This is a genomic window from Streptomyces sp. NPDC091271 (assembly GCF_044757505.1).
Taxonomy (GTDB): Bacteria; Actinomycetota; Actinomycetes; order Streptomycetales; family Streptomycetaceae; genus Streptomyces.
In genome coordinates this window covers 95,460-109,444 of sequence record NZ_JBIVVD010000002.1, presented here as the reverse complement: position 1 = coordinate 109,444, position 13,985 = coordinate 95,460, and the positions used below count along the sequence as shown (strand labels likewise).

Sequence of the window (13,985 nt, the reverse complement as noted above, 5' to 3'; positions counted from 1 at the left end):
CATCATGTCCTTGCTGTGGGGCCTCGTGCGGGCCGAATCCCCAGGATTGGCTTCGCGGCGTCCAGTTCGACGCAACAGACGAGGCATACATGTCCCTGAGGCACGCAGTCGCCGGCCTGGCCCTTCTGCCCGCGCTCGCTGTCCCGGTGACCGCGCAGGCGGCCACGGCTCCCCACAAGCACGAACCGGTCCGCAGGGCCGCCTTCGACCTGCAGGCCCACCGTGGAGGCCTCGGGCTGACCACGGAGGCGTCCCTCGAGGGCTTCGCCAAGGCGATACGCATGGGGGTCAGCACTCTGGAGCTGGATACCCAGGTGACCAAGGACCGGAAGGTGGTGGTGACCCACGACCGTCAGGTCAGTGCCCAGAAGTGCAAGGACACCGGTCCGCTCACACCCGGCGACCCGATGTACCCGTATGTGGGCAAGTACATCAAGGACCTGACGCTCGCACAGATCAAGAGCATGGACTGCGGCTTTCAGCGGCTGCCCGGTTTCCCTGAGCAGGAACAGATCAAGGGCCACCGCATGGTCGAACTGAAAGATGTTCTCAACCTGGTGAAGAGCTACGGCGCCAAGCGGATCAAGCTGAACATCGAGACGAAGGTGGAGGCCGGGGCGCCGGAGCAGACCGCTCCGCGCAAGCTGTTCGTGCGCCGCGTCCACGAGGAGATCCGCCGTTCCGGCATCGGCAGGCAGGTGTCCGTCCAGTCCTTCGACTGGGGGGCGCTCAAGGAGATGCACGAGCTCGCGCCCTCCTACCCTCTGGTGGCGCTGACGAACTACGACTTCCTCGAAGTGGGGAAGCCCGGCGCTTCCCCCTGGCTCGGCGGCATCGACGCCGATGACTACGACGGTGACCTCGTGAGGGCGGCAGCGTCCGTCCCCGGGGTGACCGCGCTGTCCCCGAACTACGGGTTCCCGCAGAACGGAACGGTCGCGGACCCCGGTTTCCGGTTCTACCCCGACAGGAAGATGATCCGGGACGCGCACCGGCGCGGACTGGAGGTCATCCCCTGGACCTGTGACGACCCGGCCACCGTCGAGGCACTCATGGACATGGGCATCGACGGAATCATCACCGACTACCCCGACCGCGTACGGGACATCATGGCCGCTCGTGGCATGCCTCTGCCCAGGGCTTACCCGGTGCCGCGTCACTGACGACGACGGGCGGAGACGGATCCGTTACGTGCCCGACGGGCTGTTCGCGTTCCCGTTCCGCAGCACTCCTGCGAGGAGGAGTGCGAGCAGCCCGGCGAGTGGCACCACCAGGAGGCCCACCCGGAGACTCGTGACGTCGGTGACCAGCCCGACGACCGGGGGCGAGGCAAGGAAACCCAGGCGCATGAGCCAGGAGACGATGGCCAGCCCCGAGCCGGGCTTGAGGCCGGGCAGTTCGTCGGCTTCGTGCATGGCGGCGGGCACGAGTGTCGCCACCCCGAACCCGGCCGCGGCGAAACCCAGGATCGTGCCGGGTACCGAGGGCACCGCCAGCGCGAGGCCCATGCCGGCTGCCGTGATCAGGCCACCTGCCCGTGCCACGGTGCGCTGGCCGAACCGGTCGACGAGCCGGTCGCCGATGATGCGGCCGACGAACTGGGCTCCCACCAGGGCGATGTAGCCGAAGGCCGCCAGAGTGACCGACGCGTGCAGCGACCCGGAGAGGTAGAGCGTCGCCCAGGAACTGCCCGCGTCCTCGACGAGGGTCCCGGCCGTCGCGATGAGGACGAGGGCAGCCAGCACGTAGATGGTGCGCCGCCGGGCCGTCGCCTCATGGCCCGCCGCGCGGTCCAGGCGACCGTCGTCGGCCTCCGGTGCTGGGGCCGGCTCGCTCTCGGGGCCGGACAAGCAGTACCGCAGGGCGACGCACGCCGCGATCGCGAACACCACGGCAGAGATCGTCAGGTGCTGGCCCCTCGAGAGACCGAGCGCGATCGCGACGGCGGCCATGGACCCCCCGGCGACGGCGCCGATCGACCAGATCGCGTGGAAGGAATTGATGATGGAGCGTCCGTAGCGGCGCTGCACCCGCAGCCCATGGGCGTTCTGCGCGACATCGGTGACGGCGTCCATCGCCCCGGCCAGGAACAGTGCTCCCGCGAAGAGTGCGACCGAGTCGGCCAGGCCCGCGGCGAGAATGCCCGCACCGGTCAGCAGGGTGCCCGTCACCGCCGCCCGCGCCGAACCAAGTCTGCGGATGGCGGTGCCCGCCGCGAGACCGGCGGCGATGGCCCCTGCCGGGAAGGCCGCGACGGCCAGCCCGTAAACAGCGTTGCTCATGTCCAGATCGGCTTTGATCTGCGGATATCTCGGCAGCAGATTGGCGAAGAGGGCCCCGTTGGTGAAGAACAGCACGGCAACGGCTACCCGGGCCTGCCGCTCGGCCAGGGCGGGCCGGCTCGGCGCGTCAACAGTCATACGGAGACCATATAGTCCGAGCGTACGAACGTACACTCATAATCTTGTGTGGTGCACGCTTCTTCTGGATCGGGCCGGACGTGTCTTGTGGATAGGTCGGCCGTACCGGCGCGAGGCACCTGTTCCCGCAGCGACGGCCTGGGAGTCAGGTCGGGGGCGAGGCAGCCGGGAGGCGGAGCGAGGCGCGCCTCCCCGGCCGCCGCTTCGTCGACAACGCCGCAGGTGTGCGTGCCGGACCCCGCGGGCCCGGCATGTTCCGAGCCGGAGCGGCCGGACCACCGGACAGGCGGTCAACGGCCCGGGGCCGGGCCGGGACGTATGGGTCCTCAGCCCTTGAGTCGCGGCTACTCGGCCGCAGTTCCGGCGCCGCCGACGTTCGCGGCGGAGACGGGGCTGTAGTACACGGAGCGACCCTGCTTGGAGCGCTCCAGCAGCCCATGTGCGACCCCTTGCTCAAGGGTGTTGCGCACCACGGTGACCTGGGTCGTCCGCTGGGGGTGGGCCTCGCTCAGGGCGGCTGCCACCTCGGCGGCGGACCTCGGCTCCCTCTGATCCGTGAGATACCCCGTGACCAACTCACGCCACGTCGGCTCCCCGGCCTTCTTGGACGCCGTGGTCCGGTCGGAGGTGGACGTCTGCTTCTCGGCCTGAGACTTCGACCCGCTGCCGCTCTTCTTCGCCGCGGTCCTGCCCTTGGCGCGCCGCGCGGCCGGGACGGAGGCCGCAGCCTTTTCGGCCTTGACCTTGCGCGCAGCGGGCTTCCCGGTGCCGCCGAGCACCTCTTGCATCTTGACCAGGATGCGCTCACCCTCCTCCAACTGGACGAGCTCGTCCTGCAGTCGGGTCAGCTCGGTGCGCGTCCGGTCCTGCTCACTTCGGTTCGCCGCGAGATCGTCGGTGATCCGCTGTGCGTAGTCTGCGCTGATGCCGGATGTAGGAGTGTTTTCGGACATGCAGTCCTCGTCTTTCGCTGTGTGTCTCAAACGCCTATGGCGGCTGATGCTACCGACACCAACCTAGACAACCCCTCAGTGGATGCCGAATTCCCACGGATACGGGACTCGTCGGTGTGCTCGAACAAGGGGGATCGAAGCGTACGGCTTCCGGTGTGCTTACTTTCCGCGCCGCGGTGACTCCGCGATGTTGGCCCGAAGTTGTGCCTGGAGGGAAGTGACCACGAGGAACCGGACCTGGATCGTTCGCGGCTCCCCGCCGTGAGCAATCCGGTGACACACATCCGCAGTTCACGCCCAAATCGCTCCGCGGGAGTGAGCGGAGCGCACCGGATACACACATCGCGCCGTTGCTCTCTGGTGGGGGCCGGTTTCGCCATGTAGCGTCATCGCCAGATGTCGTGGTTCGCCGTACCTGCCCGCGCTTCGGTGCGGGCGCTTTGCTGTATCGGTGCGGACCCACGGCGCCTCCGGGACCGCGAGGTGCGGATCCGGATATCAAAGGGAAGGCACCAGCATGGCCAGCGGAACCGTCAAGTGGTTCAACGCCGAAAAGGGTTTCGGCTTCATCCAGCAGGACGGCGGCGGGCCGGACGTCTTCGCTCACTACTCCGCCATCAACGCGACTGGCTTCCGTGAGCTCCAGGAAGGCCAGGCCGTCACCTTCGACGTCACCCAGGGCCAGAAGGGCCCGCAGGCGGAGAACATCACGGCTGCCTGACGACGCAGGTCGAGATCGCTCAGGCCCTCGGGGAGCACCATCCGGGGGCCTGGCGTCTCGCACCCGCCCAACTCGCCGGCATTGGCCCCGCTCATCGAGGAGTCAGCACGTGGAGTCAGACAACGGTGTGCGGAGCGGCGATCACCAGGCACAGGTGATCGTGGTGGGTGCGGGACCCGCGGGTTCGGCGGCTGCGCTCCACCTGGCGCGGGCCGGCGTCGACGTACTGCTGCTCGAGAAGGGCAGCTTCCCCCGGGACAAGGTGTGCGGGGACGGTCTCACACCGCGCGGTGTGCAGCAGCTGGTGCGCATGGGCGTCGACATCGACGCTCCCGGCTGGATGCGGACCAAAGGCATGCGGTGGGTCTGCGGAGGGCGCCAGGTACACATCGACTGGCCTCGCTCCGGCAGCCACCCGGACTTCGGCCTCACCCGCTCCCGGCACGACTTCGACGACATCCTGGCCCGCCAGGCCGTGGCCGCCGGTGCGCGGTTGTGCCTGGAGACCAAGGCGACGGGCCCCCTGACCGACCGTGCCGGCCGCATCATCGGCGTGGGTACCGTCGCGGGAGCCGACAAGCAGCCGAGGAACTACCACGCCCCCATGGTGATCGCCGCCGACGGCGCCTCCGCCCGGACCGCCCTCGCCATGGGCCTGGAGCGCGATCCGAACAGGCCGATGGCCACCGCCGCTCGCCGCTACTACCGCAGCGAAGCCCGCACTCACGACCCCTATCTGGAGCTCTGGGCCGACCTCCTCTGTTCCCGTACCGGCCGTGATCTGCCGGGATACGGATGGATCTTCCCGCTCGGTGACGGCCGCGTGAATGTCGGTCTGGGCGCCCTTCCGCACCGCGGTCACGGATCCGTGGATCTGCGGGCCACCATGGACCGGTGGCTGACCCGGGTGCCCCAGCACTGGGATCTGCGGGAGGAGACCGCCGATTCGCCCATGCGCAGCGCCGCGCTGCCCATGGGGTTCAACCGCCGACCTCAGTACCGTCGTGGTCTGCTCCTGGTCGGCGACAGCGCGGGCATGGTCAGTCCATGGAGCGGTGAGGGCATCGTCCAGGCCATGGAGGCGGGTGAGGTCGCGGCCGAGACCGTCGCTCTCGCCCTGCACCGTCCGGCCGGCCCCGGGCGTGAGCAGGCTCTGCATCAGTACGCGAGTGAGGTGAACCGCCGCTGGGGACGCTACTACCGGCTCGGCAACACCGTCGCCGAGCTCGTGCTCGCCCGCTACGGATACCGTCCGCTCCTCAACTCCCGTGTCATGGCCTCGCCCGCTCTGGTGCACACCCTCGCCCGGTTGTTGACGCACGGAAGCGACGCACCTTCGGACGACCTGATCGACACACTCGTCCGAGGCATCGTACGGATGGTCCCGGCGCCCGGTCGGCGCGCACGAGGGCTGGGTGCGCGGCGTCCCCGGTGACCGCGGCACATCAGGGGTATCCGCAAGGAGACGTAGAACGATCGCGCCCGCGAGGAGCTGTCATGACCACATTTGTGATCACCGTGCCCGGCACATTCGTCACGGACATCACGGAATCGCGCCGTGCGTCCCTGGAGCGCAAACTGGGCGCCCAGCACACGGACGTGAGCGAGAAGGAAGGCCTCGACCTGCTCAGCCTCGGCGATGACGCCACCTTCTCCATCCGGTTGGAAGTCGATGCGCCGGACCGGTACGAGGCGGAGATGGACGCGGTGCGCCTCGTGTCGGCCGCCCTGCGGGAGACGGGCTTCTCCGAGGAGGACGCACCGCTGGGTCCGCCGGCCGTCACCGGGATCGACAGCGACCTCTGATCGCTCGTCCCGTCCCGTCCCGTCCCGACGCGGAGCGGTGCTGCTCCTGAGGCCGTCGGCGGCCATGTCCATGTCCACCGTGGTGGACATGGACCACTCGTGTGCCATCCCGCCCATACGCTCCGCGCGGGGTGCAGGGAAACCTACGCGGAACCGTACGATCGGCGCATGCAACCGATCGCGTCCGCTCGGCGCGCATTGACCGCCGGTGCGGTCGCCGCCGTCATCTGCACAGGCTCGGCCACAGCCGCCGTTTCCGCCCCCACGACCGGCCCCGACTCCTACGGTGAGCTCCACTCACTCGCCGACCTCTCGGCCCAGCGCCTCGGCACGGCCGAACTGGTCGCCGCGGCCAAGTGGGGGACGGGTGCCCCTGTCGACGACCCCGTCCGCGAGCAGCAGGTCCTCGACGCGGCGGCGCGCCAGGCGCGCGATGTGCAAGCCGATCCGGTGGCGACCGTGCAGATCTTCCGGGACCAGATCGAGGCGAACAAGCAGGTGCAGCGAGCTCTGCACAGCCGCTGGAACGCGGCCCCGGCGGACGCGCCGGAGGAGATCCCCGACCTCTCCGCGGTGCGCGAGAGGATCAACCGGCTGAACCTCGCCCTGGTTCGAGTGATCGCCGTATCGGCGGCGCCACGGGAGGCCCCTTCCTGCCGCGCCACGCTGACCGCCGCCGCGGTGCATGTCCGGCACGGCCGACGCCTCGACGGCGTCCGTACGACGGCTCTTGTCCGGGCTCTGCGTTCCGTCTGCGCCGGGGCGTCGTAGCTCTTTCGAAGCTCCGTGCGGCCGGGCCGAAGGCAAGGCCACCGACCAGGAACCAGGGATTCCACGGCAGCAGCGCCCACAGCCGTTGTTGCGCGACCACGGCTGTCTCCTGGCCTGTGGTGTCGATCGGCAGCAGCACCTGGACGACGACGGCGCGCACCGGCAGCACAGCGCAGGCGCACCAGCCCAGGACCGTGGAGACCAGTCCTGCCGAGCCAGCGGGCCCCGGCCGGGCGGAGAACCCCTCCCAGGGCGCCGCCGATGAGGCACAGCAGCCCCCCACTCCCCACAGCCCCACCACCACGAATCACACGGGGCGTTCCTCCGCGAGGGGCCCGGCCGAGACGCTGAGACCCCAGCTGCCACCAAGAGCCTAGTAGAAATGCAGCAGGGCGAACCCGACCGCCCAGGCGTCTACGACGTGGGGGCGGGTGGTGGAAGCGGCGGGTAATGCGGCGGCGGCGGAATCCGCGGCCGGGCAGGCGCCGCGGCGGGAGGTGGCGGGGGTCCCGAGGGTGGACGGCTCGGCCGCCGGACACCGGGCGGTGACGGAGCGGGGGCCGGGGGTGGTGGGCCCGGAGGCGGGGGAGGAGGAGGCTCCATAGCCGGCAGCAGCGGTCCGCCCGCGCGCAGCCGGGTGATGCTCAGTTCGTTGCGGCGTCGCGCGAGCGGGGAATCGTCGCGCTCGTGGACGAGTCGGATGCCGAGGCCGCCGAGGTTCTCGACGGAGACCAGCCGGTAGCCGAGCGCGTGGGCCATGTCCTCGATCCGCTGCCGCCTCGGACCGGTGGCGTGGCCCGGCATCAGTTCGACGCGGCCACGGCCGTCGAAGCGCGCGCGTATCTCGTCTTCCTTCACCTGGCTCCACTCACGGAAAGGCTCGGCAGCCCGTAGGCATCGGGCACCACGATCGTCCCACGCCCGGCCGGGCAAGTCCCGGCGGTCGACCGGGGTTCAGGCCTGCCCGGTGTCGAAGTGGCTGATCCTGTCCCCGGTCAGGGTGAAACGCCAGGCGGTTCGCATGGTGCCCCAGGTGTCATTGGTGAAGTCGGCCACCAGCGAGCGCCCGTTGTCCTTGACCGACTCGATCTTCATCCGGCCGTTGCTGCTGAACATCTCCTTGTCGGTCCACTCCGCGATGTCACGCTCACTGCCGTCGTCACTCATCGTCGCATCGTCGGTGAGCACGGCGAAGAGAGCATCGCGGTCACCGGCGTTCACCGCGTCGATGAACTCTGCCACCGCGGGATCCAGCTCATTGCTCATCATGTCTCCGTCGCTGTACGGCCTCGTCCTGCGGGCTCGGCTGAGCCCCGGCGGTTCAACGAGGCGGTCGGCCGTGGGTTTCGCCGTCGGCGTCTCACGGGGCCGGCGGTGGCGTGGTGCGATGGGTGAGGACCGTCTCGCGGAACGAGGCGACCACGGGTCGCAGGTCGGTGTGGTGCCAGGCCGCCCACAGGTACACGGACGCCCGGTGCCAAGGAAGTTCACGGACTTCGACACCCTCGGTGGTGCCATGGATCATGCTCTTCTGGATGAGCGCGAGTCCCAGGCCGGAGGCGACGAGCCCGAGGGCGGTCAGGGGGTCCGGCGCGTCGAGGCGGATGTCGGGTGTGAAGCCCGATGCCACGCAGGCGGCCACGAACGCGTCCCGGGCAGCGGGTTCGTGGGACGTGCTGACGGCGACCCAGGGCAGGCCGTCCAGGTCGTGTGCCGTGATGTCCTGTCGGTCTGCGAGCGCGTGGTTCGCCGGCAGGGCCAGGAGCAGCGGGTCTTCGAGCAGCGGGGCGGCCAGCAGGTCGGGATCGTCCTCCGCGGGGGGCTGCTGTACCAGCGCGATGTCGAGGCTGCGCTGCCGCAGACCTACGAACTGTTCCTCCGGCGTCAGGCTGTAGAGGGCGACGTGGATGCCCGGGCGCTCCTGCTGCAGTGTGCGCAGCGCTGCGGGGAGCACGCCGGTGTGCATGGCGTCGGAGACGTACCCGATGCAGAGGCCGCCTTCTTCGCCACGTCCCAGACGGCGGCCGAGGTTCTCCAGACGGTCGGCATGCCGTAGCAGTGCGCGCGCCTCGGTGAGGAAGACACGTCCGTCGGCGGTCAGGCGGATGCGTTGCTGGGTGCGCTCGAAGAGGGTCAGGCCCAGATTCTTCTCCAGCTGGGCGATCTGCCGGCTGAGGGGTGATTGCGAGATGTGCAGGTGTTCGGCGGCGCGGCCGACGTGCTCCGCCTCGGCCACGGCGATGAAGTAGCGAAGTTGTCGCAGGTCAAGCATGTAAGACCTCGGGGGACTCAACTCAGTCCAAGCGAGTCTTGGACAGTCTCAAGTATCGATCGTAGCCTCGAAGACGTCCAACCGGTGGACCTCGCATTCCGGACGAATCGATGCCACCCCCCACCCTCCCCGTAAGGAATCACCTCATGCCTGTCTCGCCGCTCCTGCCCGGACCGCTCGGCTTCGGCACCGCCCCGCTGGGCAACATGTTCCGCGCCATCCCCGACGCGGAGGCGGCCGCCACCGTCGAAGCCGCCTGGGACCACGGCATCCGCTACTTCGATACCGCTCCCTTCTACGGTGCGGGCCTCGCCGAGATCCGGCTGGGCGAGGTGCTGGCCGCTCACCCGCGCGACACGTACGTCCTCAGCACCAAGGTGGGCCGCGTCGTCCTGGACGAGCCGGAGGACCCCTCAACCCGTGAACTCGGGGAGAAGGGAGGCCTGTTCGAGCACGGCCGCCCCAACAAGATGGTCAACGACTACACGGCGGACGCGACGATGCGCTCCATCGAGGACAGTCTCGACCGGCTGAAGACCGACCGCCTCGACATCGTCTGGGTGCACGACATCGCGCAGGACTTCTACGGTGACGAATGGCTCGCCCGGTACGAGACCGCCCGCACAGGCGCCTTCCGCACGCTGGAGAAGCTGCGCGCCGAGGGCGTCATCAAGGCCTGGGGTCTGGGCGTGAACCGCGTGGAGCCGCTCGAGCTCACCCTCGACCTCGACGAGCCCACCCCGGACGCCTTCCTCCTGGCCGGCCGCTACACCCTTCTGGACCACGGCCGGGCTCTGCAGCGCCTGCTGCCCGCGGCCGCCGAGCGGAACGTCGACATCGTCGTCGGCGGCCCTTACAGCTCGGGGATCCTGGCCGGAGGGACGCACTTCGAGTACCAGGAGGCGCCCGCCGGGATCATCAGCAGGGTGGAGCGGATCAAGGCCCTCGCGCAGCGGTACGGCGTCGGGATCAAGGCCGCTGCACTGCAGTTCTCCCTGGCGCATCCGGCCACCGCTGCCGCCGTTCCCGGTGCCACCAGGCCCAGTCGTATCGCTGAGGACGTCGCCGCACTGGAGGAGCGGATCCCCGCCGCGTTCTGGACGGCGCTGCGCGAGGAGCAGCTGATCGCCCCCGGCGCACCCGTACCCACCGCCTGACCTCCGGCCTCCGCACCCCGGCCGACCACCCCGAGGAGAGACTCTCATGGCCACGACCACCGCATCGATTCGCATTTCCGTGTCGCCCGACCGTGTCTGGCAGCTCATTGGCGGCTTCGACACCCTGCCCGACTGGCTGCCGTACATCCCGAAGAGCGAGCTCGGCGAAGGCGGCAGGATCCGTAGCCTCACGAACCAGGAGGGCGGCCTGATCGTCGAGCGTCTCGAGGCCTTCGACGAAAGGGCCCGCACCTACAGCTACTCGATACTCCAGGCTCCGTTCCCGGTGACCGGTTACCTTTCCACCATCACGGTGCTCGAGAACCTCGACTCCGGCTGCTCCCGTGTCGAGTGGAGCGGTACGTTCACACCGGTCGGGATCGGCGACGACGAGGCGGTCGCCCTGTTCCACGGCATCTACACGGACGGACTCGCAGCGCTCCGAAGGACTCTCGCCGCCTGACCTCGGCTTGCAGCCACTCGGCTTCACCTCTCCAGGACGTCGGCCACCTCGTTCGCCATCACCCGGTAGCCGGCGTCGTTGGGGTGCAGCGCGTCCTTGTAGGCGTAGGCGCCATCGATGCGGTCCGGGTCCGAGGGGGCGGCGAGTGCCCTGTCGAAATCGACGTACGCGTCGAACTCGCCCGAGTGCCGGATCCAGTCGTTGACCTCGTTGCTGACCTGCGCCGCGTGCGGGCCCCAGTGGTCCGAGCCCTTGAAGGGCAGCAGAGTGGCTCCGACGACTTCGAGTCCCTTGTCGTGCGCGGCGTCTATCAGCGTGCGGTAGGCGGCGATGAGCTGGTGGGACGACACGACAGGGGAGGGCTTGTAGGTGGCGGGCGGATTCGGCCCCTTGGCGGCTTCGCTGAAGCCGATGTCGTTGACTCCTTCGAGGATGACGACCGTGGAGACGCCCGGCTGGTCCAGGACGTCACGCCTGAAGCGGGCGGTGGCGCGCTCACCGAACCAGGCGGAGTCGTTGAGCACCAGGTTGCCGCCGATGCCCTGGTTGACGACGGGCCGCCCCGTCAGCTCGGTGAGGGCGTCGGAGTAGCGCCGGTCGGTGTTGGGCGTGGAGCCGAAGCCGTCGGTGATGGAGTCACCGAAGACGGCGACGCCGCCCCCGTCGCCCGCACCTCGGGTGTACTTCCGGGCTGCCCCTGAGGGGAGCGCGTTCGCCGCGCCCCCTACCTCGACGCCGGAGAGGTAGTACCAGGACTGGGTCGTACCGGTGTACGCGGTGCCCGTCGTGTCGGCCCGGTGATCACCATCTGCCCGGTAGGTGTCGGCCCAGCCCTGGGAGTGAAAGGTGGCAGGGCCCGTGGTCCCCGCGAAGTAGAGAGTGACGGTCACCGACTCCAGGCTCGTCAGGTCCAGTTCCGCCGCGTCGCTGCGGAGTTCACCGTGCGCCGGTATCCAGGTCGACCGCTGGCCGTCGAAGGTGAGGTGGCGGACGGACCCCTTCTCGACCGCCGCGCCCCGGGTGGTGCGTGCGATCACCGCTCCCGTGATGTGCAGTGGCGAGGTCCCGTACGCGTTGGAGAGCCGGATCCTGGCCAGGTTGCCGCCCTTGGTGACACGGACGACCTGGCGCACGGACTGGTGGGAGAAGCCTTCCTGGGACCAGTTGGGCGTGAAGCCGGTGCTGGGTAGCTGGGGGGAAGCGCCCCAAGCGGCGGTCCAGGAGACGGGCGCCGCCTCGGCCGGGGCGGTCAGGATGCCGAAGGCGAGAGATCCGGCGAAGAGGGGTGCGGCGACGCGGCGTACGTAGGTGGTCTTCACGACGACTCCTAATGGGAATGTGGTTCCGTTAAGCTCAGGGGAACCGTAACAGATCGTCGAGGCTAATGGAACCACAGATCCGTTTGCCGGTCTCCTTGTCGTCCGTCCTCCGTGTGGGCCGACGACTGCGGTGCTGTCGTGAGGGGTTGACAGCGATCCGTCACGCCGAGACTCTTTTTAGAAAGTGATTCCAACATTGGCCGGCTGCGGGAACTCCGCCGGGCCAGGCCGGAGTTACGGACGGGAGAGGCTTATGGGCGGCGTCATGGACGGCCGGGTCGTGATCGTCACAGGTGCGGCCCGCGGCATCGGCCGCGGCCACGCGCTGGAATTCGCACGGCAGGGCGCGAGGGTGGTGGTCAATGATCTGGGCTCGGATGTCGACGGGACCGGGGCCGCCTCGGGCCCGGCGGGCGAAGTGGTCCGTGAGATCCGCGAGGCCGGGGGTGAGGCGGTCGCCAACGGCGACGACGTCTCCGACTTCGAGGGCGCGCGCAGGCTCGTGGAGTCCACGGTGGCGCTCTTCGGGGGCCTGCACGTACTCGTGAACAACGCCGGGATCCTGCGCGACCGGATGCTGGTGAACATGACAGCCGCCGAGTGGGACGCCGTGATACGGGTGCACCTGGGCGGCACGTTCGCTCCGCTGCGCCACGCGGCGGCGTACTGGCGGGCTCGGGCGAAGGCCGGCGACCGGATCGACGCGCGCGTCATCAACACGACGTCCTCGTCCGGCATCTACGGAAATCCGGGCCAGGCCAACTACGGCGCGGCCAAGGCCGGCATCGCCGGACTGACCGTGATCGCCTCGCGCGAACTGGAACGCTACGGCGTCGCGGTGAACGCCGTGGCGCCCGCGGCGCTCACCCGTATGACGGAGGGGCTTCGCCCGGCGCGGCCCGCCCCGGCGCCCGAGGCCTTCGACGCGTCGGCTCCGGAGAACATCGCCCCGCTGGTGGTCTGGCTCGGCAGCCCTGCCGCTCGCGGAATCACCGGGCGCGTGTTCAACGTGCGGGGCGGCACGATCAGCGTCGCGGAGGGCTGGCACGCCGGACCGGGGACCGACAAGCAGTCACGCTGGGAACTGTCCGAGCTGGACGAGGTGATCCCTGCCATGGTCGGCAAGGCCCGCCCCAACGCGCTGCAGAACGGCCTCGCTCCGGCAGGGGGCTCCTGACATGGCCCTCGACCACAGCGCGATCGGAGTCGAGTCCGCACCCGTGGAGCGGTCCTGGACCTCCGCGGACACCCTGCTGTACGCGGTGGGGGTCGGCGCCGGGCTCGACGACCCGCTGCGGGAACTCCCCTTCACCACGGAGAACACCCAGGGCGTGGAGCAGCAGGTGCTGCCGACGTTCGCCGTACTGGCCGCTCAGGGCGGCCACGGCCCCGGCATCGGCGTGTTCGACCCGGCGATGCTGGTGCACGCCGAGCAGTCGTTCGACCTGCACCGGCCGCTCGCACCGGCCGGGAGCGTACGCATCACATCCAAGGTCACCGGCATCCATGACAAAGGCTCCGGCGCGCTGGTGACCAGCGAGGCGGTGGCCGTGGACCCCCACAGCGGCGAGCCGCTGATCACATCGCGCAGCTCCGTGTTCATCCGCGGGGAGGGCGGGTTCGGCGGCGGGCGGGGCCCGCAGGCCGGCTGGCCGGAACCTGACCGTGCGCCGGACCATACGGTCACCTACCCGACAAGGCCCGAACAGGCGCTGATCTACCGGCTGTCCGGTGACCGTAACCCCCTGCACAGCGATCCCGCCTTCGCGGCGAAGGCGGGTTTCGAGCGGCCGATCCTGCACGGCCTGTGCACCTACGGCTTCACCGGGCGCGCGCTGCTGCACGCCCTGGCGGAATCGGATCCGGCACGGTTCGTCTCGATGTCCGGCCGCTTCAGCAATCCGGCGTTTCCCGGCGAGTCGCTGACTGTCTCCGTATGGGAGGACGGAGACACCGCACGGTTCCGTACCACCAAGGCGGACGGGACCGTCGTGATCGACCGTGGACGGGTCACCGTCCGCGCGGCGCCCGGATCGCCCCGTTGACTCTCCTCGCCGGCCGTGCGGGCCCGGCTCCGGTGTCCGCACGCGGCAGGGCGGAACC

15 protein-coding genes are annotated in these 13,985 nt (G+C 69.6%); 10 read left to right on the top strand and 5 right to left on the bottom strand.

What is annotated here, in order from left to right; translation table 11 throughout:
* Window positions 1-89: 89 nt before the first annotated feature.
* Window positions 90-1,163 carry a glycerophosphodiester phosphodiesterase family protein gene (locus tag ACIQM3_RS07905; protein ID WP_401620363.1) on the top strand — a complete coding sequence of 358 codons (1,074 nt, stop codon included), beginning with the start codon at window positions 90-92 and terminating at the stop codon, window positions 1,161-1,163.
* Window positions 1,164-1,187: 24 nt separating this feature from the next.
* Here ACIQM3_RS07905 and ACIQM3_RS07900 read toward each other — a convergent pair whose 3' ends face one another.
* Both ACIQM3_RS07900 and ACIQM3_RS07895 read right to left on the bottom strand, forming a co-directional pair.
* Window positions 1,188-2,420, bottom strand: a complete 1,233-nt coding sequence (locus ACIQM3_RS07900; protein WP_401620360.1) for an MFS transporter — start codon at window positions 2,418-2,420, stop codon at window positions 1,188-1,190.
* 344 nt (window positions 2,421-2,764) lie between these two features.
* Window positions 2,765-3,373 carry a hypothetical protein gene (locus tag ACIQM3_RS07895; RefSeq protein WP_401620357.1) on the bottom strand — a complete coding sequence of 203 codons (609 nt, stop codon included), beginning with the start codon at window positions 3,371-3,373 and terminating at the stop codon, window positions 2,765-2,767.
* Window positions 3,374-3,890: 517 nt separating this feature from the next.
* Between ACIQM3_RS07895 and ACIQM3_RS07890 the strand changes: the two genes are divergently transcribed.
* The 5 genes from ACIQM3_RS07890 (at window position 3,891) to ACIQM3_RS07870 (ending at window position 7,565) form a co-directional block, all read left to right on the top strand.
* Window positions 3,891-4,094, top strand: coding sequence for a cold-shock protein (locus ACIQM3_RS07890; RefSeq protein WP_031096051.1), 204 nt, complete (start codon window positions 3,891-3,893; stop codon window positions 4,092-4,094).
* Between the two features lie 109 nt (window positions 4,095-4,203).
* Window positions 4,204-5,529 carry a geranylgeranyl reductase family protein gene (locus ACIQM3_RS07885; RefSeq protein ID WP_401620353.1) on the top strand — a complete coding sequence of 442 codons (1,326 nt, stop codon included), beginning with the start codon at window positions 4,204-4,206 and terminating at the stop codon, window positions 5,527-5,529.
* Window positions 5,530-5,591: 62 nt separating this feature from the next.
* Window positions 5,592-5,900 carry a hypothetical protein gene (locus ACIQM3_RS07880; protein ID WP_362930869.1) on the top strand — a complete coding sequence of 103 codons (309 nt, stop codon included), beginning with the start codon at window positions 5,592-5,594 and terminating at the stop codon, window positions 5,898-5,900.
* A gap of 168 nt (window positions 5,901-6,068) precedes the next feature.
* Window positions 6,069-6,671 (top strand): chorismate mutase, encoded by a 603-nt coding sequence (locus tag ACIQM3_RS07875; RefSeq protein ID WP_401620350.1) that lies wholly within the window; start codon window positions 6,069-6,071, stop codon window positions 6,669-6,671.
* Window positions 6,672-7,358: 687 nt separating this feature from the next.
* Window positions 7,359-7,565, top strand: a complete 207-nt coding sequence (locus ACIQM3_RS07870; protein WP_401620347.1) for a hypothetical protein — start codon at window positions 7,359-7,361, stop codon at window positions 7,563-7,565.
* A gap of 60 nt (window positions 7,566-7,625) precedes the next feature.
* Here the strand turns inward: ACIQM3_RS07870 and ACIQM3_RS07865 are convergent, their stop codons facing one another.
* Both ACIQM3_RS07865 and ACIQM3_RS07860 read right to left on the bottom strand, forming a co-directional pair.
* Window positions 7,626-7,940: a nuclear transport factor 2 family protein gene (locus ACIQM3_RS07865; RefSeq protein ID WP_401620344.1), complete on the bottom strand. Its 315-nt coding sequence runs from the start codon at window positions 7,938-7,940 to the stop codon at window positions 7,626-7,628.
* 91 nt (window positions 7,941-8,031) lie between these two features.
* On the bottom strand, window positions 8,032-8,943 hold the full coding sequence (locus tag ACIQM3_RS07860; RefSeq protein WP_401620342.1) for a LysR substrate-binding domain-containing protein: 912 nt from the start codon (window positions 8,941-8,943) through the stop codon (window positions 8,032-8,034).
* A gap of 146 nt (window positions 8,944-9,089) precedes the next feature.
* On the opposite strand from ACIQM3_RS07860, the gene ACIQM3_RS07855 reads away from it, so the two are divergent.
* Together ACIQM3_RS07855 and ACIQM3_RS07850 are read left to right on the top strand one after the other, a co-directional pair.
* A complete protein-coding gene (locus tag ACIQM3_RS07855) occupies window positions 9,090-10,100 on the top strand; it encodes an aldo/keto reductase (RefSeq protein WP_401620339.1) in 1,011 nt (336 codons plus the stop codon).
* Window positions 10,101-10,146: 46 nt separating this feature from the next.
* Window positions 10,147-10,563, top strand: a complete 417-nt coding sequence (locus ACIQM3_RS07850) for an SRPBCC family protein (RefSeq protein WP_401620336.1) — start codon at window positions 10,147-10,149, stop codon at window positions 10,561-10,563.
* Between the two features lie 23 nt (window positions 10,564-10,586).
* Here ACIQM3_RS07850 and ACIQM3_RS07845 read toward each other — a convergent pair whose 3' ends face one another.
* On the bottom strand, window positions 10,587-11,882 hold the full coding sequence (locus ACIQM3_RS07845; RefSeq protein WP_401620334.1) for an SGNH/GDSL hydrolase family protein: 1,296 nt from the start codon (window positions 11,880-11,882) through the stop codon (window positions 10,587-10,589).
* Window positions 11,883-12,135: 253 nt separating this feature from the next.
* On the opposite strand from ACIQM3_RS07845, the gene ACIQM3_RS07840 reads away from it, so the two are divergent.
* On the top strand, window positions 12,136-13,059 hold the full coding sequence (locus ACIQM3_RS07840) for an SDR family oxidoreductase (protein WP_401620332.1): 924 nt from the start codon (window positions 12,136-12,138) through the stop codon (window positions 13,057-13,059).
* Window position 13,060: 1 nt separating this feature from the next.
* A complete protein-coding gene (locus ACIQM3_RS07835; RefSeq protein ID WP_401620330.1) occupies window positions 13,061-13,927 on the top strand; it encodes a MaoC/PaaZ C-terminal domain-containing protein in 867 nt (288 codons plus the stop codon).
* Window positions 13,928-13,985 lie beyond the last annotated feature (58 nt).